The following is a 25198-nucleotide window of genomic DNA, read 5'->3' as shown; positions in this document are numbered from 1 at the left end:
AGCCTTGACCTGCGGCGAGTTGGATCGGAAGACTTCGCCCCGCGCGGGACGGGATCACAGCACCACAGCAGGACACGAAGACGGGGGAACCATGGACGCACGACCGGCCGACTCACACGCGAGAGCCTCGGGCGCCGACCCGCAGGAGGAGCTGGCCGCCCGGCTGCGCCTGCTCCACGAGCTGTCCGGGCTCGGCGTACGGGCCCTCGCGCGGGACACCGGCCTCAGCTCCTCGTCGCTCTCGCGCTACCTCAACGGCCGGACCGTGCCGCCCTGGCCCGCGGTCGTCGCCCTGTGCCGCCTGGTGAAGCGGGACCCCCGCCCCCTGCGGCCGCTGTGGGAGCGGACCTCGAACCCCCTGCCCCCGCCCCCGAAGAGCAGTCGGCAGATCCGGCCGCTGCCCCGCAACGACCTGCCGCGCGACGTGCCCGACTTCACGGGGCGCGAGGAGCGGCTCGCCGCCGTGTTCGCGGCCGTCGAGAGCCACCGGGCGGTCTCCGTCGACGGCATGGCGGGCGTGGGCAAGACCTGCCTCGCGGTCCACGCCGCGCACCGCCTCGCCGCCGATTTCCCGGACGCCCAGCTCTATGTGGACCTCCATGGCTTCACCGAGGGCCGGCCGCCGCTCGACCCCGACTCCGCGCTGCGGATGCTGCTCGCCGCGCTCGACGTCCCCTCCGAGAAGGTCCCGCGCGAGGGCGTCGAGGAGCTGGCCGCCTGCTGGCGGTCGGAGCTGGCGCGCCGCCGGGTCGTCGTGGTCCTCGACAACGCCGCCGACGCCGACCAGGTCCGCCCGCTGCTGCCCGGCGCCGGGCCGTCCGTCGCCCTGATCACGAGCCGCAACCGTCTCCTCGGGCTGGACGAGGTGCCCCCGGTCTCGCTCGACGTGCTGAGCCCGGCGGAGAGCGCGGAGCTGCTGGCCCGCGCCAGCGGCGACCCGGGCGGCCCCGACAGCAGGCTCGCGCGCGATCCGGAGGCCGCCGCCGAGGTGCTGCGGCTGTGCGGCCGGCTGCCGCTCGCCCTGCGGCTGGCCGCGGCACGGCTGCGGCACCGGCCGGGCTGGACCGTGGGGATCCTCGTCGAGCGGATGTCGGAGGGTGCGAGCGAGGGCGCGAGCGAGTTCGACGCCGAGTTCGGTGCGGCGTTCGCCATGTCCGTACGGCAGCTCGACCGCGCCCGGGCCCGGCTGTTCCGGCTGCTCGGCCTGCTGCCGGGGGAATCCTTCGACGCGTACGTGGTGGCGGCCCTCGCGGACCTGCCGCTGCGCGAGGCGCGGGCGTCCCTTGAGGACCTGGTGGACGCGCACCTCGTCCAGGAGCCGACGCCGGGCCGCTACCGGCTGCACGACCTGGTGCACCAGCACGCGCGCCGGGCCGTGGCGGAGCAGGACGCGGCGCCCGCGCGGGAGCGGGCCCTGCACCGCGTACTGGACTACTACGTCCACGCGACGGCGGCGGCCGACGCCGCGATGCCGTACCTGGCGCCCGGGCGCCCTGCCTCCGCCGGCGTGCCGCCGGCCGTGCTGCCCCGGTTCGCGGACAAGAACGCGGCCTTCGGCTGGCTCGTCACGGAGTACGGGAACCTCCTGGCCGCCTTCGAGACGGCCGCCGCCGTCGGCGCCGACACGCACGTGTGCGAGCTGCCGCGCTTCCTGCGGGCGTACTTCGCCCGCCGCTGCGGCACGTCCCACCTCAACTACCTCTTCGAGCGGTCGCTCGCCGCCGCCGAGCGCCTGGGGGATCCGCTGCAACTGGCCGAGGCGTACAGCGACCTGGGCTTCGCGCGCTACAACGCGGGCCGGATGGCGGAGGCCACCGCCTCGTACGACGCGGCCGAGGTGCAGGCGGCCCGCGCGGGGGACACCCGGGCGGAGGCCGAACTGGCCCTGCGCCGCGGCTACCTGAGCTGGGACGCGGGACACGTCGAGGAACCGCTCGACCTCTTCCGGCTGGCGGGGAAGCTGTACGAGCAGGCAGGCAGCCCGACGGGTGCGGCCCACGCGGCCGCGTCGGAGGCCTGGGCGATGCTCCAGCTGGGCCACCGGGAGGAGGCGGCGCGGCGGGCCCGGGAGGTGCTGGGCATCCCCCACACGGACCCCACTTGGCCGCCCGCGCTGACCGCCCGGATCACTCTCGGTGTGGCCGTCGCGCCCGATCGGCCCGAGGAGGCGGTGGAGCACCTGGGGCGGGCGCTGGCGGTGGCCCGTGACGACGGGCACCTCCACAACCAGGCGTGGTGCCTCAACTGCCGGGGCGTCGCGCTGCGGCAGATGGGGCGGTACGAGGAGGCTCTGGCCAGTCACCGGGAGGCGTTCGCGCTGCTCGACGAGGTCTTCGAGGAGCACTGGAAGATCCACTTCCTGGACGGTTACGCCGAGACCTGCCGGCTCGCGGGCCTCCCCGACGAGGCCCTGCGGCTGCACCGCCAGGCCCTGGAACTGGCCCGGAGGCTGGGCAACAGGCACGCGGAGGCGCTGGCCCACGAGGGGATCGCGGTCCTGCGGGAGCTCGCCCCCGACGCGCACTGACGGACCAGGACGACGGGAAAGAAGGCAACCGCCCCGAAAGCACCCCCGTCATCACTCATTCTGAATCGATCGCTCCAAAACCTGCTACGGTCCACCTGACGAAGGGTCAACGCAGGTTCACCGAAGGAACAGAAGGAGCAGCCGCCATGACACCGACCTCCCCTCCGCCCTTCACCCGCGTCCGCGTCACGGCGGACCCCGACTGGTACGAGGAGGCCGGCATCTCCCTCGGCATCCGGGTGGGCGGCCTGGTCTTCACCTCCGGACAAGCCCCGATCGACGCACACGGAACCACCGTCGGCCACGGCGATTTCGCGGCGCAGGCCGCCCAGGCCCTGGCCAACGTGTCCACCGTCCTGACCAACGCCGGCTCCGGCCTCGACCGGCTGGTGAAGCTCACCGTCTTCGCCACGGACCTCTCCCCCTCCCATCAGGAGGCCTTCGCCGCCCTCCGCGCGAAGCACTACGCCCCGCCCTTCCCCGCGGAGACCTTCGTCCAGGTCGCCGCGCTGGCGGACCCCGCCTGGCTGATCGAGATCGAAGCGGTCGCCACCGCCTCCTGACCCCGGGGGCGGACGTCTTAGGGTGGGAGCATGGCCAGGCCGCGAGAGTTCGACGAGGAGCGTGTCGTGACCGCGGCCATGGAGACGTTCTGGCGGCACGGCTACGAGGGCACGTCGACCCGCGATCTCTGCGACAGCACGGGCCTCGGGCCGTCGAGCCTCTACAACGCCTTCGGCGGCAAGCGCCCGCTCTACCTCCGCGCCCTCCACCGCTACTACGAGACCCGCACCGCCGAGCAGGTCGCACTGCTCCAGGGCCCCGGCCCCGTCAAGGACCGCCTGCGCGCGATGATGCTCCACGCCGTCGACGCGGACCTCGACGAGGCCGACGGCCGCGGCTGCTTCGCGATCCATGCCGCCGTCGAGGCCTCCGGCCCGGACCAGGACGTCAGGGACGCCGTACAGCGCAGCTTCGACCGGGTCGAGAACGAGCTGTACGCGATCCTCGCCGCCGGCCGCCACAGCGGCGAGATCCGCTCCACCGGCGACCTCCGCGCCCTCGCCCGCCGTGTCCAGAGCACGTACTACGGACTGCGCGTGCTCGGCCGCGTCCAGCGAAACCGGCAGGCCCTGCTGGACACCGTGGACAGCACCCTCGCCGACCTCTAGACGCCCCAGGGCCTCTCACCGAAAGCCTCCTCAGCCACCCGCCGGGGGCAGCCCGAGAGCGAGTCGCTCCAGCAGATCCGCGAGCGCCGCCTGTTCGTCCTCGCCGAGCCCGGCCAGAAGCCGGCGCTGGTTGTCCAGGTGGACGGCGATGAGCTCGTCGGTCAGCGCGACGCCCGCCGCGGTGAGCGTGACGAGGCGGCCGCGCGAATCGGCCTCCGTGACGGTCCGAGCCACCAGACCACGCTGCTCGAGCCGGTCGACCCGCTTGGTGATCGCGCCGGTCGTGACCAGGACGGTGCGGCTGAGTTCGCCCGCGGACAGCGCGTAGGGCTCACCGGACCGCCGCAGGGCGGCGAGGACGTCGAAGTCGCCGCTGCCCAGCCCCGCGGCGGCGAACGGCGGGCGCAGCAGCTGGTCCAGCGCGTCGGTGAGCCTGAAGAGGCGGCCGATGACGAGCATCGGCGTCGCGTCCAGATCGGGTCGCTCGCGTCGCCACTGGTCGACGATGGCGGCGATGGCGTCTGCCTGCATCCCTTCACTCTATCTTCCACGGATGATAAAAAATCTTCCATGGAAGACAAATCCACGAGAGAGAGATCCACGCGCCGCCGCCTCGTCGCCGCGAGCCTGGCCGGGTCGATCGGCGACGGCATCTACGTGCCGCTGACGATGCTGTTCCTCCACTCGCTCACCGGCCTGTCCCTGACATCGATCGGCACGGGCCTGACGATCGCCGGGCTCTGCGCGCTGGCGTTCATGCCGGCCGCTGGCATCCTCATCGACCGGTTCGGCGGCCGACGAGTGCTCATCGGCGTACTCGCGCTGCGCGCGGCCGGCTTCGCGGCCTACCCCTTCGCCGCGTCCTACCCCGCGTTCCTGGCGATCGCCCTGGTCGTCGCGGTCGGCATGTGGGCCTCCTCGCCCAGCCAGCACGCGCTCATCGGCGACCTCGCGCGGGGCACCGAGCGTGACCGCCTCCTGGCCTGGGACCGCAGCCTCCGCAACGCCGGGATGGGATGCGGCAGCCTCGCGGCCGCCGGCATGCTCGTGTGGAACGGCACCGCGGGCTTCGTCGTCGCCTCCGAGACCCTGGCCGTGGTCTTCGCCTGCGCCGCGCTCCTGGTGAGCAGGATCCCGAACGTCCGCGGCGGCACCGCGCGACCAGCGGCACGCGAGGGGTACCGACAGGTCCTCGCCGACCGGCCCTACCTGCTCATCACGGCGGCCAACTTCCTCATAGCCTTCGGCTACACCACCCAGGCCATGGCCCTGCCGGTCTTCCTCACCCGGGACGTCGCCCTGCCCGACGCCCTGGCCGGCATCGTCTTCGCGGTCAACACCGTCCTGGTCGCCGGGCTCGGCGTCCCCGCCGCCCGCCTGACGCTGCGCGGCAGCCGCCCGCGGGCGGCCGCGCTCGGCGCGGTCGTCTTCGCACTCTCCTTCGTCGCCTTCGCCCTGCTCCCCCGGCTCGTCAGCGGCCCGAACGCCCTCGCCGCGGTCCTCGCGGTCGCCGTGCTCTACACCGCGGGCGAACTCGTCCACTCCGCACCCTCGCAGGGCCTGTCCGTCCAGGCGGCACCCGACCACCTGCGGGGCCGGTACCTGTCGGTCTACCAACTGTCCTGGTCCGCCTGCCGCACCCTCGCGCCCATGCTCCTGGGGTTCCTCCTCGACGCGGGGCAGTGGCAGCTGTGGACCGTCCTCGCGCTGATGGTCCTGACGGGCGCAGCGATCCTCCTGTGCGCCGAACGCTCACTGCCCCCGCACGCGGTCACCCCCACCGGAAACGGGCACAAAAAACACCCCCTTGATCGCGTCTCCGCTGATCAAGGGGGTGCATCCAGGTGGAGCCTAGGGGAGTCGAACCCCTGACATCTGCCATGCAAAGACAGCGCTCTACCAACTGAGCTAAGGCCCCGGAACGAGAACAGCGTACCGGGTCTCCCCCCATGTCCGGCAAAAGGATAGGGACTCCCGGTCCACGACCACTCTCCGTAAGATGCTGATCGAGGTTCGCAGTGGCGAACCTAAGGGATGGGGAGAAGTAATGGACGCAGCGCAGCAGGAAGCCACGGCAAGAGCCAGAGAGCTTCAGCGCAGTTGGTACGGGGAGCCGTTGGGGGCGCTCTTCCGTCGGCTGATCGATGATCTCGGGCTTAATCAAGCCAGGCTCGCGGCCGTGCTCGGGCTGTCCGCGCCCATGCTGTCCCAGCTGATGAGCGGCCAGCGGGCGAAGATCGGCAACCCGGCCGTCGTCCAGCGCGTCCAGGCTCTCCAGGAGCTCGCCGTCCAGGTCGCCGACGGCAGCGTCAGCGCCGCCGAGGCCACCGACCGGATGGACGAGGTCAAGAAGTCGCAGGGCGGCTCCGTCCTCACCAGCACGGCCCAGACCGCCACCGGCTCCGGCGCACCGACCGTGCGCCGCGTGGTCCGCGAGATCCAGTCCCTGCTGCGGTCGGTGGCCGCCGCGGGCGACATCATCGACGCGGCGGACTCCCTCGCCCCGGCGCACCCGGAACTGGCAGAGTTCCTCCGGGTGTACGGCGCGGGGCGCACCGCGGACGCGGTCGCGCACTACGAGTCGCACCAGAACTGACACGGGACCGGCGGTCGGCCGGTCCCGGGGAGACACGACACGACGGGGAGCGGGCGCAGCGCGATGGGTGAGGTCTTCGCTGGTCGGTACGAGCTGATCGACCCGATCGGACGGGGCGGGGCGGGCGCGGTGTGGCGCGCCTGGGACCACCGGCGGCGCCGGTACGTGGCGGCCAAGGTGCTCCAGCAGAGCGACGCCCACACGCTGCTCCGCTTCGTCCGCGAGCAGGCGATGCGGATCGACCATCCGCACGTCCTCGCCCCGGCCAGCTGGGCCGCCGACGACGACAAGGTCCTCTTCACCATGGACCTGGTCGCCGGCGGCTCGCTGGCGCACGTCGTCGGGGACTACGGCCCGCTGCCGCCCCGCTTCGTCTGCACCCTGCTCGACCAGCTCCTCTCGGGTCTGGCCACGGTGCACGCCGAGGGCGTCGTCCACCGGGACATCAAGCCCGCCAACATCCTTCTGGACGTCACCGGAACCGGGCGGCCGCACCTGCGGCTGTCCGATTTCGGCATCTCCATGCGCAAGGGTGAGCCCCGGCTCACCGAGACCAACTACGTGGTGGGAACGCCCGGTTACTTCGCGCCCGAGCAACTCCTCGGTGCCGAGCCGGACTTCACCGCCGACCTGTTCGCCGTCGGCCTGGTCGCGCTCTATCTGCTCCAGGGCCGCAGCCCGGACTCCCAGGCCCTCGTCGGCCACTTCCTCACGTACGGCACTCCGAGCGCCCCCGAGGGCATCCCGGAGCCGCTGTGGCAGGTGCTCGCCGGGCTGCTCCAGCCCGATCCGCAGGCCCGCTTCCGGACCGCCACGGGCGCGCGCAAGGCGCTGGACGCCGCCGCCGAGATGCTGCCCGAGCCGCGTCCCGACGAGCCTCCGGTCGAGATCTTCGACCAGATCGGCCCGCTGCCGGCCGGCTTCGGCCCCCTGGGCCCGACCGGCCCCGCGAGTCCCGGCGGACCGGCAGCCCCCGGCACTCACGCCACCGCCACCGACGCCGTACCGACGCCGCCCGGCGTGCCGCCCACCGGGCCCACCGGGCCCACCGGGCCCGTACCGCCTCAGCAACACCCCGCACAGCCCCAGTACCAGCCCCAGTACCAGCAGCCCGTGTCGGCGGCAGCCCCGGCGCACGCGCCGATGCCGAACCCCTCCGAGACGGGCAGCTTCCACCTGCCTCCGCCGGTCACGCACCCGACCCCCTCCTTCGACCAGGCCCCCACGGCCGGAGCACCGTATGGACAGGCCCCTACTCATCCATACACCGCTCACCCCGTTCAGGTTCCCGATCAGCACACCGCACCGGCGCACCGCGCGGAACCCGCGCCCCCGGCCCCCGTACGCCGACCGGGACCGCCCCCGAAGGTGACGGTCCCGGTCCTGCTGCTCGCCCTGGTCTGCTTCGCGGTCGGCTTCTGGGCCCTGACCCAGACCTGAGCCGCCCTGAGCCGCCCTGAGGGGCCCTCACGGGGTCCTACGCGGCTCTACAACCGCCCAACCGCCCAACCCCCGCCCAACCGCTCTAAGCCGCCCGCCTCCGCGCCACCAGCGTCCACGCGCCGAGCCCGAGCAGCAGCACGCTCCCGGTGCCGATGCCGGCCACCGCGACGAGCCGCATGGCTCCGTTCCCCTCGGCCGCCGCCGCTCCGCTCGCGCCGTTCGCCGCCGCCTCCTTGTCGTCGGCGGTCACCGCGAACGGGCCCGGGTCCCCGTCGTACCCGGGCCCGGGCTTCGCGGTCCCCGTGACGTTCACGCGCAGCGTCAGCGGCACCGGCTTGTCCCCGTACTCCTCGGCGAGCTTGGGGCTGAGCGTGGCCGACAGGTAGTACCAGCCGGCGAACCGCATGCCGTTCGTGGCGTCGTTGTACGAGCTGCGGTTCTCGTGCGCCACCGGCCGCTGTGCGTCGAGCGCCAGCGTCGCGGGCTTCCCGTCGTAGCTTCCGCTGTTCTCGTCGACGTGACCGAGCGCGGGGTTGTCGAGGGAGAGCACCAACGCGTAGCTGACGTACTCGTCCGCGGCGGCGCTGCTGCCCAGCTCCGCGGTGGCGAAGAGCTGCTGCCCCCAGTCGACGGGCACCCGGTAGAAGAGCGTCTGACCGGGCCGGATGTCGGACCGCCACTCGCCCTGCGTCAGCGAGACGGCGTCGTGGAAGCCGGCGCCGCCCTGCCGCTTCTGCGGACCGCCCGTCGGCGGCGGGGGCGTGGCGGAGGACCAGGCCTCGGGGAGCTCGGTCGGGCCGGCCTTCTTCAGGCCCGGCTCGGACAGGTGCCGGATCTCCAGTTCCCAGTCGTCCGGGGCCGAGGTCGGCTTCGACGTGCGCTCGACGAGCACGTAGAAGGCGCCCGCCTTCTGGCAGCTGGAGCTGTCCGGATCGATGATGCGGCGGGCGTACCCGGCGAGCGGCCGCGTGTACTCGGCCGAGGAGAACGACACCTGCTGGTAGCCGCAGTCGGTGCCGGAACCGTCCTGCATGCTCACCTTGAAGCCGTCGCCGTACTCGACCTTGCCCCCGGGCTTCGGCACGGCGACCACGGAGACGTAGCTGTTGAGCTTGTCGTCGAGGTCGACGCGGTAATAGATCTTGCCGTCCTTCTTGAGCGTGTCCCGGTAGGTCTGCCCGGTCTTCAGCTGCTCCGCGTCCGAGCTCGAAGCGGCGCCCTTGACCTGCTGGGCCGTGCCGTCGAAGGCGTACGGCGGGAGCGCGCCCCCGTCGGCCGCCCGTGCCTGGCCCGGCAGCGCCGTCACCGCGCCCACTGCCGCGACCGTCGCGATCAGGGCCCCCGCTCTCCGGCCGATGCGTCCGATGCCGGCCTGCGTCTTCACGCGCCTCTCCCCTTTACTCAAGCAAGCAAATTGTTCGCTCAGGCAAAGCAAAGCCCCGGCCCGCTCACGCGCGGCCGGGGCTCCACCCACAGACGGTTTTCGTCTCAGACACCCGAACCTGCGGGCACGGAGTCGGTCGCCTCCGTCCACAGATCCTGCTCGGCGCGATCCGCCTGGATCTGGCGGTACACGAGGAGCCCGCCGATGGCGGCCAGTGCGACCAGGAGAAGCTTCTTCACCGCGCGACCTCGTCTTTCGTTGACGTAGGAGACTTCTGACGCCCACTCTACACATCGACCGATACCGATCGGTGACCTGTGCGGACTTCAAACCTGCCACAAACAAATCGACCCGGACGGTTGAACCGTCCGGGTCGATCTGAACTGTGGGGCTAACAGGATTTGAACCTGTGGCCTCATCCTTATCAGGGATGCGCTCTAACCAACTGAGCTATAGCCCCGCCGCGCTTGCGGTGTGTGTCCCGCGCGCTGACTCCTGAAGATTAGCGCACGTGGGGGCCAGTCCCAAAATCCGTTCCCGGGTCGGCCCCACACGTCCTACTCGTCCTCGGCGAGCGTCAGCTCCACACCGCCGACGAAACCGGCCGACAGGTTGTAGATGAACGCGCCCAGCGTCGCCAGGGCGGTCATCAGGACCACGTCGATCACGGCGATCACCGAGGTGAACATCAGGACCCGCGGCAGCGAAAGGAACGACTGCAGGTCGAAGCCGTTGGACTCGTTCGAGCCCGTGGCCTCGCTGATCGTGCCGCCGACCGTCGAGAAGACGCCCATGGCGTCCATGACCATCCACAGCACCGCGGCGGCGACGACCGTGCAGATGCCCAGCGCGATGGAGAGCAGGAAGCTCACCTTCATCACCGACCACGGATCGGCCTTCGCCACCCGCAGCCGCGCCTTGCGCGTACGGGGCGTGGTGCGTGCCCCCGTACGCGGTCGGCGCACGGCACCGGCGCCCGTCTGGCCGCCCAGTGTCCCGCCTGCCGGACCGCCCGCCTGGCCGCCCGGCGCCGGAGCGCCGTACGCCTGCGGCGGGTGGTACGGGCCGCCCGGCTGCTGCGCACCCGCGCGCTCGCCGGGCAGAGGCCCGCTGTAGGTCTCGTACGAGGGCTGCTGCCCCCGGGTATCCGTCACCGCAACCCCCTGGGAGTCCGTGGCGGGGCCACGGGCGCCGTTCGCTCCAGCACCAGCAGAAGCTCCGGCGGCCGCCGATCCGGCGCCCGTGGCTCCACTCACGCTCTTACTCCTCGTGCTCCCCGGCCGAGGGCTCCGTGCCCTCGACTGCCTCGGCCTCGACCACTGCGGCCTCGGTCGCCTCGACGACGCCCTCGGCGTCGTCGTCGACATCTTCGTCGTCGCTGCCGGCCTCGGCGTTCCGTGCGATGCCGACGACGGCATCGCGCTTGCCCAGGTTGATCAGCTGGACGCCCATGGTGTCACGGCCGGTCTCCCTGACTTCGTTGACTCGCGTACGAATCACACCGCCGGACAGCGTGATGGCGAGGATCTCGTCGGTCTCCTCGACCACCAGCGCGCCCACGAGCGAGCCGCGGTCCTCCACGATCTTGGCGGCCTTGATGCCGAGGCCGCCACGGCCCTGGACGCGGTACTCGTCGACGGGGGTGCGCTTCGCGTACCCGCCGTCGGTCGCGGTGAAGACGAACGTACCGGGCCGGACGACATTCATCGAGAGCAGCTCGTCGTCCGCGCGGAAACTCATGCCCTTGACGCCCGACGTGGCACGTCCCATCGGGCGAAGAGCGTCGTCCGTGGCCGTGAAGCGGATCGACTGCGCCTTCTTGCTGACGAGGAGCAGATCGTCCTCGGACGAGACCAGCTCGGCCCCGATCAGCTCGTCGTCACGGCCGTCCTCGGTCTCCCGGAGGTTGATCGCGATGACACCGCCGGAGCGGGGCGAGTCGTAGTCCTTCAGCGCGGTCTTCTTGACCAGGCCGGCCTTGGTGGCGAGCACCAGGTACGGCGCGGCCTCGTAGTCGCGGATCGCCAGGATCTGGGCGATCTGCTCGTCCGGCTGGAAGGCGAGCAGGTTGGCCACGTGCTGGCCGCGCGCGTCCCGGCCGGCGTCCGGCAGCTCGTACGCCTTGGCCCGGTAGACCCGGCCCTTGTTGGTGAAGAAGAGCAGCCAGTGGTGGGTGGTGGAGACGAAGAAGTGGTCGACGATGTCGTCCTGCTTCAGCTTCGTCCCGCGCACGCCCTTGCCGCCGCGCTTCTGCGAGCGGTAGTCCTCGGTCTTCGTCCGCTTCACGTAGCCGCCGCGGGAGATCGTGACGACGATGTCCTCCTCGGCGATCAGGTCCTCGATGGACATGTCACCGTCGAAGGGCACGAGCTTGGACCGGCGGTCGTCGCCGAAGCGCTCGACGAGCGCCGCGAGCTCCTCGCTGACGATCGACCGCTGGCGCTCCGGGGAGGCCAGGATCGCGTTGTACTCGTTGATCTTGGCCTGGAGCTCGTCGTGCTCGGCGACGATCTTCTGCCGCTCCAGGGCCGCGAGGCGGCGGAGCTGCATCTCCAGGATCGCGTTGGCCTGGATCTCGTCGATCTGGAGGAGGTCCATCAGGCCGCCGCGGGCGACCTCGACCGTGTCGCTGCGCCGGATGAGGGCGATGACCTCGTCGATCGCGTCGAGCGCCTTGAGCAGACCGCGCAGGATGTGGGCGCGCTCCTCGGCCTTCCGCAGCCGGAACTTCGTCCGGCGGACGATGACCTCGATCTGGTGCGTCACCCAGTGGCGGATAAACGCGTCGAGCGAGAGGGTGCGGGGCACGCCGTCGACGAGCGCCAGCATGTTCGCGCCGAAGTTCGTCTGCAGGTCGGTGTGCTTGTAGAGGTTGTTCAGCACGACCTTGGCGACGGCGTCGCGCTTGAGCACGATGACGAGGCGCTGACCGGTACGGGACGACGTCTCGTCGCGGACGTCGGCGATGCCGCCGACCTTGCCGTCCTTCACGAGGTCGGCGATCTTCTGCGCGAGGTTGTCCGGGTTGGTCTGGTACGGAAGCTCCGTGACCACCAGGCACTGGCGGTTCTGGATCTCCTCGACCTCGACGACCGCGCGCATCGTGATCGAGCCACGGCCCGTGCGGTACGCCTCCTCGATGCCCTTGCGGCCGACGACGAGCGCGCCGGTCGGGAAGTCCGGGCCCTTGATCCGCTCGATGAGCGCGTCGAGGAGCTCCTCGTGACTGGCCTCGGGGTGCTCCAGCGCCCACTGCGCACCGGCCGCGACCTCGCGGAGGTTGTGCGGCGGGATGTTGGTCGCCATGCCCACCGCGATACCGGCGCTGCCGTTGATCAGCAGGTTCGGGAAGCGGGCCGGCAGGACCGTCGGCTCCTGGTTGCGGCCGTCGTAGTTGTCCTGGAAGTCGACGGTCTCCTCGTCGATGTCCCGGAGCATCTCCATCGACAGCGTCATGAGCTTGCACTCGGTGTACCGCATGGCGGCGGCCGGGTCGTTGCCCGGGGAACCGAAGTTGCCGTTGGAGTCGACCAGCGGCATGCGCATCGACCAGGGCTGGGCGAGGCGGACGAGCGCGTCGTAGATCGAGGAGTCGCCGTGCGGGTGGTACGTACCCATGACGTCACCGACGACGCGGGCGCACTTGTAGAAGCCCTTCTCGGGCCGGTAGCCGCCGTCGTACATCGCGTACAGCACGCGACGGTGGACGGGCTTGAGGCCGTCCCGTACGTCGGGCAGCGCGCGGGACACGATGACGGACATCGCGTAGTCGAGGTACGAGCGCTGCATCTCGGTCTCGAGCCCGACGGGCTCGATCCGCAGCACAGGCTCCTGCTCTTCGGTGGTGCCGGGAGTGTTTTCGTCGGCCATTGCTGGTCGTCAGTCCTTTCGTACGGTCAGCTGAGACCGACTCAGATGTCGAGGAAGCGAACGTCCTTGGCGTTGCGCTGGATGAACGAGCGCCGTGCCTCGACGTCCTCGCCCATCAGCACCGAGAACAGGTCGTCGGCCTGGGCCGCGTCGTCCAGGGTGACCTGGCCGAGTACGCGGTGCTCGACGTCCATGGTGGTGACGCGCAGCTCCTCGGCGTTCATCTCGCCGAGACCCTTGAAGCGCTGGATCGAGTCTTCCTTGATCCGCTTGCCGTTCTGCTTGCCCAGCGCGACGAGCGCGTCCCGCTCGCGGTCCGAGTACGCGTACTCGAAGTCGTCCCGGCCCCACTTGATCTTGTAGAGCGGCGGTCGCGAGAGGTAGACGTGACCGGCCTCGACCAGCGGGCGCATGAAGCGGAAGAGGAAGGTCAGCAGCAGGGTGTTGATGTGCTGACCGTCGACGTCGGCGTCCGCCATCAGGATGATCTTGTGATAGCGGAGCTTCTCAATGTCGAAGTCCTCGTGCACACCGGTGCCGAAGGCCGAGATCAGCGCCTGGACCTCGGTGTTCTGCAGGATCTTGTCGATCCGGGCCTTCTCGACGTTCAGGATCTTGCCGCGGATCGGCAGGATGGCCTGGTACATCGGGTTGCGGCCGGACTTGGCCGAGCCGCCGGCGGAGTCACCCTCGACGATGAAGATCTCGCACTTGACCGGGTCGTTCGACTGGCAGTCGGACAGCTTGCCCGGCAGCGACGCCGACTCCAGCAGGCCCTTGCGGCGGGTCAGGTCGCGCGCCTTGCGGGCGGCCACGCGCGCGGTGGCGGCCTGGATCGACTTGCGGATGATGTCCGCGGCCTCGACCGGGTTGCGGTCGAGCCAGTCGTTGAGGTGCTCGTAGACCGCCTTCTGGACGAAGGTCTTCGCCTCCGTGTTGCCCAGCTTGGTCTTGGTCTGGCCCTCGAACTGCGGCTCGCTCAGCTTGACCGAGATGATCGCCGTCAGGCCCTCGCGGATGTCGTCGCCCGTGAGGTTGTCGTCCTTCTCGCGGAGCAGCTTCTTGTCGCGCGCGTACTTGTTGATCAGCGAGGTCAGCGCCGCACGGAAGCCCTCCTCGTGCGTGCCGCCCTCGTGGGTGTGGATGATGTTGGCGAAGGAGTACACGCCCTCGCTGTAGCCGCTGTTCCACTGCATCGCGACCTCGAGGGACAGGGCCTTGTCCTTGTCCTCCGCCTCCAGGTCGATCACGGTGGGGTGGATCAGCTCGCCCTTGCGCGAGTTGAGGTACGTCACGAAGTCGACGATGCCGCCCTCGTAGTGGTACTTCACCGTGCGCGCGGCCGGCTCTGCGGCTTCCGCCTCCGGGTCGTCCGCACCGACCGTGGCCTTCGCCGACTCGCGCTCGTCCGTGAGCGTCAGGGTGAGGCCCTTGTTGAGGAAGGCCATCTCCTGGAAGCGGCGCGCGAGCGTCTCGAAGGAGTACTCGGTGGTCTCGAAGATGTCCGGGTCGGCCCAGAAGGTGACCGACGTGCCGGTCTCCTCGGTCGCCTCGTGCTGCGCGAGGGGCGCGGTCGGGGCGCCCATCTTGTAGTCCTGCGTCCAGCGGTGGCCGTCCGTCTTGATCTCGACGGCGATCTTGGTGGAAAGGGCGTTCACGACGGAGACACCGACACCGTGCAGACCGCCGGAGACGGCGTAGCCGCCGCCGCCGAACTTGCCGCCCGCGTGCAGCACGGTCAGCACGACCTCGACGGCCGGCTTGCCCTCGGAGGCCACGATGCCCACCGGGATGCCACGGCCGTTGTCGACGACGCGGACGCCGCCGTCGGGCAGGATCGTCACGTCGATGGTGTCGGCGTGGCCGGCCAGGGCTTCGTCGACCGAGTTGTCGACGACCTCCTGCACCATGTGGTGCAGACCGCGCTCGCCGGTCGAGCCGATGTACATGCCAGGGCGCTTGCGCACCGCATCCAGGCCCTCAAGGACCTGGATGTTGCTGGCGGTGTACTGGTTGTTCTCGTTGGGGTTGCCGGAATCGGCCACGAAGCGCCCTTTCTGGCACAGCACAGGCCGTTCTCCGGGCATACGGGAGCGGCTGCGTCGTTCGACTTGTTCCGCAGGGTGGCGGGATTGTCTCCCAGTCTACCGGTAGCGCCGACACTCATGGGGGTTTGCCGGTCCCTGAGTCCGCATGTGCCGCCCTGAGCGGACCCGAGACGACTCCCCATATCCAGACAGGCCCCCCAGAGCCCTCTGACGGCCACCTAGCGCTTCGAGTGGTTGCGCGTTGTGGGGATCCGGTAGCCACGTTGTGGGCATGCGTTCCGCCCGGGCTGGGGGTCCCCCCTCTGGGGGAGGGTGGGCACAACGCCACCCGCACGGCGCCCTCTTCCCGGACCCGCACCACGAGAGCGGGGCCCGCAGGGGGCCTCGCACGCCAGGGAACCCGGCGGCCCGGCGCTCTAGCCGTACGTGTCCCCGGGCCCCACAGACCCCGGCGCCCGCAACGGCCCGTACGCCCGCCGCGGCGCCCCAGGCCCCAACACCTTGATGACCCGCACAGTCCCGTGCCCGAGGTCCTCGTTCAGCCGGGCCACCAGCCGCGGCGCGAGCAGCCGCAGCTGCGTAGCCCACGCCGTGGAGTCGCACTGCACGGTGAGGACCCGCGCGTCCGGTTCGTCGTCGAACTTCAGCGGTACGCAGTGCTTCGCCAGGTCCTCGCCGACGATCTGCGGCCAGCGCCCCATGACGCCGCCGACCGCCGCCGGTGTCTCCCACCCGCGCTCGGTGATCAGCCGGTTGATCGCCGCGCCGAGCGCCATCGGGTCGCGCCCGTCGGCGCGCGCGCCGGAACGCAGCCCGCCCCCGCGCCGGGCCTGCTTCTTCTGCTGGGCGGCGGCGCCCCGCGCCTTCGCCTGCTCCTTGGCCGCGCGCAGCGCGACCCGCGCCAGGTCGATGCCCGAGGCCTCGGGGACCTTGGGTCCCTCCGGCTGTTCCGGCGCCCCGGCGCCCAGGGGCGGCTGCTCGCTCATACCCGCTCCACCGTCCCGCCGGCCACCTCGTACCGCGTCCCCGCGAGGACCCCCGGCACGTCGTCGTCCACCGCCGCGGTCACCAGGACCTGCTCGCCGCCCGCCACCAGCTCCGCGAGCCGCTCGCGGCGGCGCGCGTCCAGCTCGGCGAAGACGTCGTCGAGGACGAGGACCGGCTCGTTGCCCTCGGAGCGCAGCAGGTCGTACGAGGCGAGCCGGAGGGCCAGCGCGTACGACCAGGACTCCCCGTGGCTCGCGTACCCCTTCGCCGGCAGGTCGCCGAGCTTGAGCAGCAGCTCGTCCCGGTGCGGTCCGACGAGCGTGACGCCCCGTTCGATCTCCTGCTTCCGTACCTCGGCGAGCGCGGCGACGATCTGCTCGTACAGCTCCTCGCGGGTGTGCCCGGCGCCCGGCGCGGAGGGGCGGTACTCCAGCAGAATCGGTCCGCCGCCCGGCGCCAGCTGCTCGTACGCCTTGTCGGCGAGCGGCTGCAGGGTGGCGATGAGGTCGAGGCGCTGCGCGAGCAGCTCCGCCCCGGCGCGCGCGAGGTGCTGGTCCCAGACGTCGAGCGTGGACAGGTCCATGCCCCGGCCGCCGTGCCGCCGTGCCATCGCCGCCGACTTCAGGAGCGTGTTGCGCTGCTTGAGGACGCGCTCGTAGTCGGAGCGCACGCCCGCCATGCGCGGTGTCCGCGCGGTGATCAGCTCGTCGAGGAAGCGGCGTCGCTCACCGGGGTCGCCCTTGACCAGGGCGAGATCCTCCGGCGCGAACAGCACGGTCCGGACGATGCCCAGTACGTCACGCGGTCTGACCTGCGAGGACCTGTTGATACGGGCGCGGTTGGCCCGGCCGGGGTTGAGTTCGAGCTCGATCAGCTGGGAGCGCTCGCCCTGGGTGACGGCCGCCCGGATGACCGCGCGCTCCGCGCCCATCCGTACCAGCGGGGCGTCCGAGGCGACGCGATGGCTGCCGAGAGTGGCGAGATAGCCGACGGCCTCGACGAGATTGGTCTTGCCCTGGCCGTTCGCGCCCACGAACGCGGTGACGCCCGGGTCGAGCGGAACCTCGACCCGGGCGTACGAGCGGAAGTCGGCCAGCGAGAGATGCGTGACGTGCATGGTGGGCGCCGACCTTCTTCCCCCGGCGGCTGTGCACCGCGGGGTGCACAGCCTGTGGATTACTTCTTCGTCTCGACCGCGTGGCCACCGAACTGGTTGCGCAGTGCGGCGATCATCTTCATCTGCGGGGAGTCGTCCTGACGGGACGCGAACCGTGCGAACAGCGACGCGGTGATCGCCGGCAGCGGTACGGCGTTGTCGATGGCGGCCTCGACGGTCCACCGGCCCTCGCCGGAGTCCGATGCGTAGCCGCGCAGCTGGTCCAGGTGCTCGTCCTCGTCCAGCGCGTTGACCGCGAGGTCCAGCAGCCAGGAACGGATGACCGTTCCCTCCTGCCAGGAGCGGAAGACCTCGCGCACGTCGGTGACGGAGTCGACCTTCTCCAGGAGCTCCCAGCCCTCGGCGTAGGCCTGCATCATCGCGTACTCGATGCCGTTGTGGACCATCTTCGCGAAGTGGCCGGCGCCGACCTTGCCCGCGTGGACCGAGCCGAACTCGCCCTCGGGCTTGAGCGCGTCGAAGATCGGCTGGACCTTCGCCACGTCCTCGGCGGAGCCGCCGTACATCAGCGCGTAGCCGTTCTCCAGGCCCCAGACGCCGCCGGAGACGCCGCAGTCGACGAACCCGATGCCCTTGGCGGCGAGCTCCTCGGCGTGCTTCTCGTCATCGGTCCAGCGGGAGTTCCCGCCGTCCACGACGATGTCGCCGGGGGAGAGGAGAGCGGCCAGCTCGTCGATCGTGGACTGGGTCGCGGCACCGGCCGGAACCATGACCCACACGACCCGCGGACCCTTGAGCTTGCCCACAAGCTCTTCGAGGCTGTGGACATCGGCGAGGTCCGGGTTGCGGTCGTATCCGATGACGGTGTGGCCTGCGCGGCGGATGCGCTCGCGCATGTTGCCGCCCATCTTGCCGAGACCGACGAGACCGAGCTCCATCAGAGATTCCTTAAGCGTCGTGTGCGGTTTACCCGGGTCCGAGCCTACGCCCGGCCCCGGATGCACACCTGTGGGGTCAGCCGCTCAGGCGACGACCCCGTACGAGCAGGTCAGCCGCTGAGCCGCACCGGCATGATCAGGTACTTGTAGGCCTCGTCCGCCTCGGCGTCCAGGGCGGGCTTGCCGCTGAGCAGCGCCGGCTTGGTGGAGGTCGTGAAGGAGAGCTGGGCGACCGGGGAGTCGATCGCGCTCAGGCCGTCCAGGAGGAAGGTCGGGTTGAAGGCGATCGAGATGTCGTCGCCCTCCAGCTGCGCGTCCACACGCTCCACAGCCTGTGCGTCGTCGCTGGAGCCGGCCTCCAGGATCAGCACGCCCTGCTCGAAGCTCAGCCGGACCGGGGTGTTGCGCTCGGCGACCAGGGCCACACGCTTGACGGCCTCGACGAAGGGCGCGGTCTCGATCACCGCGATCGAGTTGAACTCCGTGGGGAAGAGCGTGCGGTACTTCGGCAGGTCGCCTTCGAGCAGCCGGGTCGTGGTGCGGCGGCCCGCGCCCTCGAAACCGATCAGGCCCTCGCCCTTGCCGGAGCCGGAGAGCGCCAGCGTGACCGTGTCGCCGCTCGTGAGCGCCTTCGCGGTGTCCAGGAGGGTCTTCGCGGGCACCAGGGCGACCGCGGAGGCGTCCGGGGACTCCGGCTTCCACAGGAACTCGCGGACCGCGAAGCGGTAGCGGTCGGTGGAGGCCAGGGTGACCGTGTCGCCCTCGATCTCGATGCGCACACCGGTGAGGACGGGCAGCGTGTCGTCACGGCCGGCGGCGATGGCCACCTGGGCGGCGGCGGAGGCGAAGACCTCACCGGGGACGGTGCCGGTCGCGGTGGGCATCTCCGGCAGCGCCGGGTACTCCTCCACAGGCAGGGTGTGGAGGGTGAAGCGGGAGGAGCCGCAGACCACGGTCGCCCGTACACCGTCTGTGGAGATCTCCACGGGACGGTTGGGGAGGGCGCGGCAGATGTCGGCGAGCAGCCGGCCGGAGACGAGGACCGTGCCGTCCTCCTCGACCTCGGCCTCGACCGAGACCCGGGCGGAGACCTCGTAGTCGAAGCTCGAGAAGCTCAGGGCACCGTTCTCGGCCTTCAGGAGAAGGCCCGCGAGTACGGGCGCCGGCGGACGGGCCGGGAGGCTGCGGGCCACCCAGGCCACCGCCTCGGCGAGTACGTCGCGCTCCACCCGGATCTTCACCGGAACCGCCTCCTGCTTGTTGCTGGCTCATCGTCGACTGAGGGAACCAGTCTGACGTACGCCGCCGACACTCGTTGCTGCTCGGGGTCAAGTCGCGACGAGGGCGCGTCGGAGCTCCGGCGGCGAGTTGTGCACAGGCCCCACTTCGAAGCGGATTCCTAGCTAACTCTAAGTGGGAGTAGTAGTAGGGCCTGTGGAAACGGTGGATAACGTCGTTTTCGCAGGTCAGACCCGTTTTTTTGTCCACCGACCCTGTGGGTGGAACCCGTGGAAAACCAGGGTTCTCTGTGGACACCGAAAAGTTCTGCACACCCGGTACACAGGTCATGGGGAGTTCTCCCCAGCGCTGTCCCCAGCTTTACCCACGTTCCCCACAGCCCAACCGTCTCCCTTGGTGTGACGGCTTTCACTCGACGCGGTGAGGACGGGCGATTCGTTGCCGAACAGTGGACAGGGGTGTGGAGAAGCTGTGGGCAACCGGCAGCCCCCTGTGGGCAGCCGGTGGACAACTTTCCGGGCCCCCTGTGGACGAAAGTTTCATCCACAGGCTGTGGAAAGAAGTTGCCAACAAATCCCCATGGGTCTGACCTGGGGTGATGAACTGTCACCAGCCGGGCCTGTGGACACGATCCGGATAACTCGACAGTCCCCACCCTGTGGACGGGAGATCATCCCCCAATCTGTGGAGAACCCGCCACCGGAACGGAGTAATCGAACACCTCGCGCTCGTACACAGCTGTGCACAGCGAACAGGGGCGCCCCTGGAGCGGGTGCGAGAACGCCGAAGGGCGGCCCGGCACGGGGTGCGAGAACGCCGAAGGGCGCCCCAGGACGTGTCCCGGGGCGCCCTTCCGCCGCTGCTGTCGCGGCGGTCCGTCAGCCGTTCTTGATGCGGTTCGTGAGCTCGGTGACCTGGTTGTAGATGGAGCGCCGCTCCGCCATCAGGGCACGGATCTTCCGGTCCGCGTGCATCACCGTCGTGTGGTCGCGGCCGCCGAACTGCGCGCCGATCTTCGGCAGCGACAGGTCCGTCAGCTCACGGCACAGGTACATGGCGATCTGCCGCGCCGTCACCAGGACCCGGCTGCGCGACGATCCGCAGAGGTCCTCCACCGTCAGCCCGAAGTAGTCGGCCGTGGCCGCCATGATCGCGGGGGCGGTGATCTCCGGCGAGCTGTCCTCGCCGCCCGGGATCAGGTCCTTGAGGACGATCTCGGTGAGCCCCAGGTCCACCGGCTGCCGGTTGAGGCTCGCGAAGGCCGTCACCCGGATCAGCGCGCCTTCCAGCTCACGGATGTTCCGCGAGATCCGGGAGGCGATGAACTCCAGCACCTCCGGCGGGGCGTTGAGCTGCTCCTGCACCGCTTTCTTGCGGAGGATCGCGATGCGCGTCTCCAGCTCGGGCGGCTGCACGTCGGTGGTGAGACCCCACTCGAAGCGGTTGCGGAGCCGGTCCTCCAGAGTCACCAGCTGCTTGGGCGGCCGGTCCGAGGAGAGCACGATCTGCTTGTTCGCGTTGTGCAGCGTATTGAACGTGTGGAAGAACTCCTCCTGCGTCGACTCCTTGCTCGCGAGGAACTGGATGTCGTCGACGAGCAGGATGTCCACATCGCGGTAGCGCTTGCGGAAGGCGTCGCCCTTGCCGTCGCGGATCGAGTTGATGAACTCGTTGGTGAACTCCTCGGAGCTCACGTACCGCACGCGCGTGCCCGGGTAGAGGCTCCGCGCGTAGTGGCCGATGGCGTGCAGCAGGTGGGTCTTGCCGAGCCCCGACTCCCCGTAGATGAAGAGCGGGTTGTACGCCTTCGCCGGCGCCTCGGCCACCGCGACGGCGGCGGCGTGCGCGAAGCGGTTCGAGGAACCGATGACGAAGGTGTCGAAGAGGTACTTGGGGTTCAGCCGCGCGTGCTGCTCACCCGGCGCGCCGGAGCCCTGCCCGGAGGAGGAGGGACCGGGACCGCCGTGCACCGGACCGCCGCCGGGCCGGGGGCCGGGGCGGGCACCGTGGCCCTGCGGGTCGGGCAGCTCGGCGCGCTCGGGCCGCTGCGGCTGCTCGTATCCCCGGGGAGGCTCGTCGTAGCGGGACTGCCGGGACTGCTCCGGGCCGGTGTACGGCGCCCGCTCCTGGTAACCGCCGAGCCGCGGCTGCTGCCAGGAGAGGTCCTCCTGGGTGCGCGGCCAGGAGCCGGGGTCGGGGCGCTGCGGCTGCTGGTAGTCCGGGTAGGCCGGGCGCGCGGTGGGCAGCCCGTCGTCGGGCATCGGACGGTGACCGTAGCCTTCGTACTTCTCGTACGGCTCGTGCTGCGGGCGCTCGTCGTAGCGAGGCTGCTGAGCGGGAGGCGCGGGCGGGCTCGGCTCGCCGACGGAGTCGTCGACGGTGATCGCGATCCGGATCGGGCGTCCGCACTCACGGCTCAGGGTCTCGCTGATCAGCGGGGCCAGCCGGCCCTCGAGGACGCGCTTGCCCCACTCGTTGGGCACGGCGAGGAGAGCGGTGTCTGCGACCAGGGCCAGCGGCTGGCAGCGCTCGATCCACTGCTTGTCCTTGGCCTCGATCCCCTGCTGCCCTTCGCCCAGGAGGTGCTCGAGGACGCGTGGCCACACTGCGGCAAGATCGGCAGGTACGTCAGCCACGGGGCACGCTTTCTCGCAGGTCCCACGATGGTGTGGTTCTCGGGGGACGGTGGGTCGAAGTCCGTGAGGACGGGTCCGTTGAGGACAGGTGAGGACAGAAGGGAAAAGACTGTGGAGTCTCCCCACGGTAGTCGGGGCGGCTGACGTGGTTCAAGTTGTTGTCCACAGCCTGTGCATAATGGACCATGGCGACAGGTCGGTTTGACCGGATGGCGTAGCCGCGCGTACCGTGACCAGGTCGAGTTGTCGATGGCTGCTGCCGCCTGCCTCCGATGGGCAAAGACCACGATCTGTGGTCGCGAAGCGGTGCTATCGGGCGTTACGAGCTACTCGTGGGCGCACGGTGACAGCCAGGCGATGTCCCGCCACCACCCGAATCATTTCTGGAGCCCCCGAGTGAGCAAGCGCACCTTCCAGCCGAACAACCGTCGTCGTGCGAAGACCCACGGCTTCCGCCTGCGCATGCGTACCCGTGCCGGCCGCGCCATCCTGGCGAACCGCCGTGGCAAGGGTCGCGCGAGCCTGTCCGCCTGATCCACTTAAACAGGTCATGACGTGCTGCCTACCGAGAATCGGCTGAGGCGGCGCGAGGACTTCGCAACCGCGGTACGCCGAGGTCGCCGGGCCGGTCGCCCGCTCCTCGTCGTCCACCTACGCAGCGGTGCAACGGACCCGCACGCGCCTGGGGAGAGCGCTCCCCCGACGCGTGCGGGTTTCGTCGTGAGCAAGGCCGTAGGCGGCGCGGTCGTACGCAACCAGGTGAAGCGTCGCCTGCGCCATCTTCTCCGCGACCGTCTCATCGAGCTGCCCCCCGGTAGCCTGGTGGTCGTACGGGCGTTGCCCGGAGCCGGTGACGCCGATCACGCACAGCTGGCCCGAGACCTGGACGCCGCTTTTCAGCGGTTGCTGGGAGGGGGCGCGCGATGAAGTACCCGCTGCTGGCTCTCATCAAGCTGTACCAGTGGACGATCAGCCCTCTTCTGGGGCCTGTCTGCCGGTACTACCCGTCGTGTTCCCACTACGGATTCACGGCCATCGACCGGCATGGCGCGATCAAGGGCACTGCCCTGACCGCCTGGCGCATCCTGCGGTGCAACCCGTGGTCGCCCGGCGGTGTGGACCATGTCCCCCCGCGGAAGCGCCCTCGCTGGCACGAAATGCTGAGGAACGCGCTGCGCGGCGACAAGGGCGGGTCCACCGCCGAGACGAGCCCGGCCGCCGAGACTTCGCCCAATGCTCAAGGAGCCTGATTAGTGGACACGATTGCCAGTCTGTTCAGCTTCATCACCACACCTGTCTCATGGGTGATCGTCCAGTTCCACAAGTTGTTCGGGGCGATCTTCGGCCCTGACACGGGCTGGGCCTGGGGCCTGTCGATCGTGTGCCTCGTGGTGCTGATCCGTATCTGTCTGATTCCGCTGTTCGTCAAGCAGATCAAGTCGACGCGGAACATGCAGGCGCTCCAGCCGAAGATGAAGGCGATCCAGGAGCGCTACAAGAGCGACAAGCAGCGTCAGTCCGAAGAGATGATGAAGCTGTACAAGGAGACGGGTACCAACCCGCTCTCCTCGTGCCTTCCCATCCTGGCGCAGTCGCCGTTCTTCTTCGCCCTCTACCACGTGCTCTCCTCGATCGCCTCGGGCAAGGAGATCGGTGTCATCGACGGCCCGCTGCTTGCCAGCGCCCGTCAGGCACACATCTTCGGTGCCCCGCTGGCCTCGAAGTTCACCGACAGCGCCGCCGCGGTCGCCGCTCTCGACGCGTCGATCACCTCGGTCCGCATCGTCACCGCGATCATGATCGTGCTGATGTCGGCCTCGCAGTTCTTCACGCAGCGCCAGCTGATGATGAAGAACGTCGACCTCTCGGTGAAGACCCCGTACATGCAGCAGCAGAAGATGCTCATGTACATCTTCCCGGTGATCTTCGCCGTCATGGGCATCAACTTCCCCGTCGGTGTTCTCGTCTACTGGCTGACCACCAACGTGTGGACCATGGGCCAGCAGATGTACGTGATCAACCAGAACCCGACTCCGGGCAGCAAGGCCCAGGACTCCTACCTCCAGCGTCTGCTGAAGAGCATCACCGCCCACGGTGAGGTCCGCGGTCGTCGCCGGAAGACCATCGTGAAGATGATCGTCGCCAAGGCCACCAGCGATCGCAACGAGAACGAGCGCCGCTTCTTCTCGGGCCTGACCAAGGCCGGCTTCGCGGCCCAGGCCGACGGCACTGTGATCAAGAGCGACACGATCGAGGCCGAGGCCGAGGGCGGCGGCGCCGCCAAGCGGCAGCAGCCCAAGCGCCAGACCAAGGCTCAGCGCCAGGCCGCCGCAGCGCAGCAGGCCGCGGCGAAGGACGCCGAGGAAGGCTCCGAGCCGGCCGCCGAGCAGGCGACCACGTCGCTGGAGAAGAAGCCGCAGGGATCGGCGAAGGCCGACGCTGAGGCTGACGCCGAGGCCGAGACGAAGGACGAGGCGAAGGACCAGGCGCAGGGCGACAAGCCCGCGCGCCCCCGTGCCAACTCCGGAGGCTCCCGCCAGGGCAAGTCCGGTCAGCGCAAGGGCCAGCAGCGGCCCAAGCACCCGTCGTCCAAGAAGTAAGAAGGAGACCGTCCGTGACGGAAGGCATCACCTCCGCCGCCACCGAGGGTGGCGACACCCTGACCCGCCTGGAGCAGGAGGGTGAGATCGCGGCCGACTACCTTGAGGGTCTCCTCGACATCGCCGACCTTGACGGCGACATCGACATGGACGTCGAGGCGGACCGCGCCGCGGTCTCGATCGTCAGCGACTCCAGCAGCCGCGACCTGCAGAAGCTCGTCGGCCGCGACGGCGAGGTCCTGGAGGCTCTCCAGGAGCTGACCCGCCTGGCCGTGCACCGTGAGACCGGTGACCGCAGCCGGCTCATGCTCGACATCGCCGGTTTCCGCGCCCAGAAGCGCACTGAGCTCGCAGAGCTGGGCGCCAAGGCTGCGGACGAGGTGAAGTCCAGCGGCCAGCCGGTCAAGCTGGACCCGATGACCCCGTTCGAGCGCAAGGTCGTGCACGACGCGATCGCCGCCGCCGGTCTGCGCAGTGAGTCCGAGGGCGAGGAGCCGCAGCGCTTCGTCGTCGTACTTCCGGCCTGATCTCTCTCGTAGTGTCGGCCCCGTCTGTTCGCAGGCGGGGCCGATCTTTGTCAGCCTGATAGTCAGCCACCACAGTGCGCTCGCAGGGATTGCGTGCGGTACGGAAGGACGGTT

The 25198-nt window shown here is 70.1% G+C and carries 22 protein-coding genes and 2 tRNA genes; 11 read left to right on the top strand and 13 right to left on the bottom strand.

Going from position 1 to position 25198, the window contains the following annotated elements; all coding sequences use genetic code 11:
* The first annotated feature begins 91 nt into the window (after nt 1-91).
* The 3 genes from OG357_RS19510 to OG357_RS19500 all read left to right on the top strand — a co-directional run bounded on the left by OG357_RS19510 (nt 92) and on the right by OG357_RS19500 (nt 3699).
* Nucleotides 92-2527: an ATP-binding protein gene (locus OG357_RS19510; RefSeq protein ID WP_329622361.1), complete on the top strand. Its 2436-nt coding sequence runs from the start codon at nt 92-94 to the stop codon at nt 2525-2527.
* 146 nt (nt 2528-2673) lie between these two features.
* Nucleotides 2674-3090, top strand: a complete 417-nt coding sequence (locus OG357_RS19505; RefSeq protein ID WP_329622360.1) for a RidA family protein — start codon at nt 2674-2676, stop codon at nt 3088-3090.
* Nucleotides 3091-3120: 30 nt separating this feature from the next.
* The gene (locus tag OG357_RS19500) at nt 3121-3699 is read left to right on the top strand and encodes a TetR/AcrR family transcriptional regulator (RefSeq protein ID WP_329622359.1); all 579 of its coding nucleotides are present in this window, start codon (nt 3121-3123) and stop codon (nt 3697-3699) included.
* A 30-nt stretch (nt 3700-3729) separates the two neighbouring features.
* On the opposite strand, the gene OG357_RS19495 is transcribed toward OG357_RS19500, so the two are convergent.
* Complete coding sequence (locus OG357_RS19495) at nt 3730-4230, bottom strand: MarR family winged helix-turn-helix transcriptional regulator (RefSeq protein ID WP_329622358.1); 501 nt, start codon at nt 4228-4230, stop codon at nt 3730-3732.
* Between the two features lie 39 nt (nt 4231-4269).
* Here OG357_RS19495 and OG357_RS19490 point away from each other — a divergent pair, with 39 nt between their 5' ends.
* A complete protein-coding gene (locus OG357_RS19490; protein WP_329622357.1) occupies nt 4270-5571 on the top strand; it encodes an MDR family MFS transporter in 1302 nt (433 codons plus the stop codon).
* On the opposite strand, the gene OG357_RS19485 is transcribed toward OG357_RS19490, so the two are convergent.
* Nucleotides 5545-5617: transfer RNA gene (locus OG357_RS19485), tRNA-Ala, on the bottom strand. The genes OG357_RS19490 and OG357_RS19485 overlap by 27 nt on opposite strands.
* Nucleotides 5618-5746: 129 nt before the next feature.
* Between OG357_RS19485 and OG357_RS19480 the strand changes: the two genes are divergently transcribed.
* A complete protein-coding gene (locus tag OG357_RS19480; protein ID WP_150268275.1) occupies nt 5747-6295 on the top strand; it encodes a helix-turn-helix domain-containing protein in 549 nt (182 codons plus the stop codon).
* 63 nt (nt 6296-6358) lie between these two features.
* Nucleotides 6359-7735: a serine/threonine-protein kinase gene (locus OG357_RS19475; protein ID WP_329622356.1), complete on the top strand. Its 1377-nt coding sequence runs from the start codon at nt 6359-6361 to the stop codon at nt 7733-7735.
* An 85-nt stretch (nt 7736-7820) separates the two neighbouring features.
* Here the strand turns inward: OG357_RS19475 and OG357_RS19470 are convergent, their stop codons facing one another.
* The 11 genes from OG357_RS19470 to dnaA all read right to left on the bottom strand — a co-directional run bounded on the left by OG357_RS19470 (nt 7821) and on the right by dnaA (nt 21957).
* Complete coding sequence (locus OG357_RS19470) at nt 7821-9122, bottom strand: hypothetical protein (RefSeq protein ID WP_329622355.1); 1302 nt, start codon at nt 9120-9122, stop codon at nt 7821-7823.
* A gap of 104 nt (nt 9123-9226) precedes the next feature.
* A complete protein-coding gene (locus tag OG357_RS19465) occupies nt 9227-9361 on the bottom strand; it encodes a DLW-39 family protein (RefSeq protein ID WP_003958712.1) in 135 nt (44 codons plus the stop codon).
* Between the two features lie 147 nt (nt 9362-9508).
* Nucleotides 9509-9582 (bottom strand) — tRNA-Ile (locus OG357_RS19460).
* A gap of 97 nt (nt 9583-9679) precedes the next feature.
* Nucleotides 9680-10276: a DUF3566 domain-containing protein gene (locus OG357_RS19455; protein WP_329622354.1), complete on the bottom strand. Its 597-nt coding sequence runs from the start codon at nt 10274-10276 to the stop codon at nt 9680-9682.
* A 106-nt stretch (nt 10277-10382) separates the two neighbouring features.
* Nucleotides 10383-12992 (bottom strand): DNA gyrase subunit A, encoded by a 2610-nt coding sequence (gyrA, locus tag OG357_RS19450; protein WP_329622353.1) that lies wholly within the window; start codon nt 12990-12992, stop codon nt 10383-10385.
* 41 nt (nt 12993-13033) lie between these two features.
* A complete protein-coding gene (gyrB, locus tag OG357_RS19445; protein WP_329622352.1) occupies nt 13034-15061 on the bottom strand; it encodes a DNA topoisomerase (ATP-hydrolyzing) subunit B in 2028 nt (675 codons plus the stop codon).
* Between the two features lie 395 nt (nt 15062-15456).
* Nucleotides 15457-16026, bottom strand: a complete 570-nt coding sequence (locus tag OG357_RS19440; RefSeq protein ID WP_317597173.1) for a DUF721 domain-containing protein — start codon at nt 16024-16026, stop codon at nt 15457-15459.
* On the bottom strand, nt 16023-17144 hold the full coding sequence (gene recF, locus OG357_RS19435) for a DNA replication/repair protein RecF (RefSeq protein WP_329622351.1): 1122 nt from the start codon (nt 17142-17144) through the stop codon (nt 16023-16025). The genes OG357_RS19440 and recF overlap by 4 nt, the downstream gene beginning before the upstream one ends.
* Before the next feature lie 59 nt (nt 17145-17203).
* Nucleotides 17204-18082: a phosphogluconate dehydrogenase (NAD(+)-dependent, decarboxylating) gene (gene gnd / locus OG357_RS19430; protein WP_329622350.1), complete on the bottom strand. Its 879-nt coding sequence runs from the start codon at nt 18080-18082 to the stop codon at nt 17204-17206.
* 110 nt (nt 18083-18192) lie between these two features.
* Nucleotides 18193-19323, bottom strand: coding sequence for a DNA polymerase III subunit beta (dnaN, locus tag OG357_RS19425; protein ID WP_329622349.1), 1131 nt, complete (start codon nt 19321-19323; stop codon nt 18193-18195).
* 876 nt (nt 19324-20199) lie between these two features.
* Complete coding sequence (gene dnaA / locus OG357_RS19420; RefSeq protein WP_329622348.1) at nt 20200-21957, bottom strand: chromosomal replication initiator protein DnaA; 1758 nt, start codon at nt 21955-21957, stop codon at nt 20200-20202.
* Between the two features lie 396 nt (nt 21958-22353).
* Between dnaA and rpmH the strand changes: the two genes are divergently transcribed.
* The 5 genes from rpmH to OG357_RS19395 are packed head-to-tail and all read left to right on the top strand — an operon-like array spanning nt 22354 to nt 25084.
* Nucleotides 22354-22491 (top strand): 50S ribosomal protein L34, encoded by a 138-nt coding sequence (gene rpmH, locus OG357_RS19415; protein ID WP_006381191.1) that lies wholly within the window; start codon nt 22354-22356, stop codon nt 22489-22491.
* Between the two features lie 21 nt (nt 22492-22512).
* The gene (rnpA, locus tag OG357_RS19410) at nt 22513-22884 is read left to right on the top strand and encodes a ribonuclease P protein component (RefSeq protein ID WP_079037505.1); all 372 of its coding nucleotides are present in this window, start codon (nt 22513-22515) and stop codon (nt 22882-22884) included.
* Complete coding sequence (gene yidD / locus OG357_RS19405; protein ID WP_015034858.1) at nt 22881-23207, top strand: membrane protein insertion efficiency factor YidD; 327 nt, start codon at nt 22881-22883, stop codon at nt 23205-23207. Before rnpA ends, yidD begins: the two co-directional genes overlap by 4 nt.
* Before the next feature lie 3 nt (nt 23208-23210).
* Nucleotides 23211-24557: a membrane protein insertase YidC gene (gene yidC / locus OG357_RS19400; RefSeq protein WP_329622347.1), complete on the top strand. Its 1347-nt coding sequence runs from the start codon at nt 23211-23213 to the stop codon at nt 24555-24557.
* Nucleotides 24558-24571: 14 nt separating this feature from the next.
* Nucleotides 24572-25084 carry a Jag family protein gene (locus OG357_RS19395; protein ID WP_329622346.1) on the top strand — a complete coding sequence of 171 codons (513 nt, stop codon included), beginning with the start codon at nt 24572-24574 and terminating at the stop codon, nt 25082-25084.
* The last annotated feature ends 114 nt before the right edge of the window (nt 25085-25198 follow it).

It is taken from the genome of Streptomyces sp. NBC_01255 (assembly GCF_036226445.1).
Lineage (GTDB): Bacteria > Actinomycetota > Actinomycetes > Streptomycetales > Streptomycetaceae > Streptomyces.
Note: the sequence above shows the minus strand (reverse complement) of the source record. Positions and strands in the feature narration are given on the sequence as shown.